Below are 2,286 nucleotides of genomic sequence, written 5' to 3'. Positions count from 1 at the left end.
AATAATAAGTGTGGTGTAGTAAGCAAGAGTATGAAATAAAAATATAATTAGTATGATAATAAGAAGGTCGAGACTATGAGACCTAGGGCCGGTGTTTAAATTTAAAGATCTAAATGTTGTTCTTCAGAGTATAATTTGGGTGACAGTAATGGTTATGCAGCAGGTGGTTCAGAATTGGAAAACAACCTTTTTGGACTATGGATCGACAATTAGACTATTTGGCTCTTCGTTTTTTGGCTTCATTTAAAAAATGTTTCATAACACCACACGCCAACAGCGTGCTGCCACTATTGTGTTAATAAGATATTACAAACCAAGAATTAGTTATATAAGTGTAGATAAAGAACTGTACATTACCTTGCAATTGCACTTACCGCTTAATTATTTTCTCATAAAAGCGAAGCTGTGAATTGTATAACGTACATGTTACATATGGTTTATATTACATGTCTTGCTGCTCGCATTGTTACAGTAATGTAAAAATAACGTATATTGTTATGGTTCATGCAATACATTGAACATCGAATGTGTTAGATCTTTCTCAACTAATAGTTGTTAGTTCAATAAGAAATTCCGTATGCTTAGCACAACTAGTGCGATCATCATCTATAATGAGAGGCCCGTTCGGATAATCGTACTCATCATATTTTATTTTTCAGCACTCGCGCTCCTTACAGGAATATCCTTAGCATAATCCACTTCAACTGACGATCAAAAACCAATAACAATGAATCTGAAACTATTACTGTAATACCAATATTACAATAAATGCCGACGTATCCATTTTAATTCAATTATCAAAGAATCGTTATATAAATCACACAAAAAATAAACTCTTAAAATTTTAAAAAAAAATTGATACACCATCATACATCACACCCGCATTATCATCATCATGTAGTACTTTATCGCATGTCCCATGCACACACACATCAATGTGTCACAAACAAAATACCGTACGCAAATTAAGTGTATATATAGTCTCATCTACATCTATTAATACAATACTGTATGCTAATTATACTTACATAAATAAAAAATTTTATTATTTTGTTATATCTAAATTTTTGGCTTGAGGTTAGTTAATTAACAAAACATATCTTGGTTCGTATGTCTACATATGCATATGTATAATGTGTATGTGTGTTTAAAAATTTTCTAAGCCAAAATATGGGATTAATTGTGAATTAATTAATGTTTAGTTGTTGATTTTTATGCGATAATGCCCCCTGTGTGTTGTGAACGAGGAACAAGACTAGAATAAGTAACAGCACGATGATACGGGCACGTAAGTGCGGCTCACAAAAAAATACAATAAGGGGGTAAGGTTATGAGATCAGAAGCTGGTTCTTCAAGGTCTGAATGTTCATCAGAAGATGAAGGCAGCTCTGAAGTAAATAATTCAAGACTGGAGGAAGAAGGCCGTACTCAGAATCAGAGGTTAACATCCTCCCATGGTCGTTCGCCTTCACTATTTTCTGTTTCAGCAGCGGTGCTATCTGCATTGGCATTGATGGACGAAGTTTCTGCGGTAACTGGCAACAACACTACATCTCCTACTAGCAATGCCACATCAATTTCTCTCAGTGTCATCACTACACCCCCCTCTGTGAGTCATGAAAACACTGCAATGACTATTGCATCTACAGTATTGTGGAGTCTTATACTTTTAGTATTTATTTTTGTTGTAGTAGGATTTTTAATTCTGAGAGAATACAGAACAAGAGCAGGGCTAGAAGATGCTCAACAACAAGGAGATGTTGAGCAACCAGAAAATGTTCTGGGAGGTGTTATTGATCTGGAAGGAGCTCCTAATGGTAATGCTTTAATGGGGGGTCGTGATCCCGATGATCCCCGAGGTGAAATAATGGAACTTCATGAACCAGGATGGGGATGGGGATGGGGACATGTTCCAATGCAAGTGTTTCCTATGATTATGATGGGTGCTCCTCAAATAGGAGAAGGAGGGGCGGATGAAGAGGGGGAAGAGGAAGCAGAAGATGCTGTGTAAATAGTCCATTGGAAAAAAAGTTCCAGGTAACGTGTTACAAGCACATGGATTTTATAAGTGCTAATGCTTTAACGATGTTCGTAGACAATTATCTGCATATCTGCCTGTTGGAGATTTTACTAAGTACCAGTCGAGCACCACAGAAAAAATACGTAAATGATAATAGCTACGCAATTTGATAAATAGCACCATTTCTCTTTACTGTGATAGAATCAGCTTGTTGCTGTTTCAGGCAAACAATATCTGCAACCTTTATACTGTAACCGTAATCAATG

1 protein-coding gene is annotated in these 2,286 nt (G+C 36.0%); it reads left to right on the top strand.

The genetic code is table 11. The annotated features are described in order from the left end of the window. Positions 1 to 1,330: 1,330 nt before the first annotated feature. The gene (locus tag A6733_RS00380; protein WP_092411283.1) at positions 1,331 to 2,011 is read left to right on the top strand and encodes a hypothetical protein; all 681 of its coding nucleotides are present in this window, start codon (positions 1,331 to 1,333) and stop codon (positions 2,009 to 2,011) included. Positions 2,012 to 2,286: the final 275 nt, after the last annotated feature.

The sequence above is a fragment of the Candidatus Ichthyocystis sparus genome (assembly GCF_900078745.1).
In the GTDB taxonomy this organism is placed as follows: domain Bacteria; phylum Pseudomonadota; class Gammaproteobacteria; order Burkholderiales; family 2013Ark19i; genus Ichthyocystis; species Ichthyocystis sparus.
This window is presented reverse-complemented; position numbering and strand designations above follow the sequence as displayed.

Excerpts from the sequence above, each read along its gene's own strand:
- A6733_RS00380 (WP_092411283.1), top strand. The coding sequence starts at position 1,331 with ATGAGATCAGAAGCTGGTTCTTCAAGGTCTGAATGTTCATCAGAAGAT.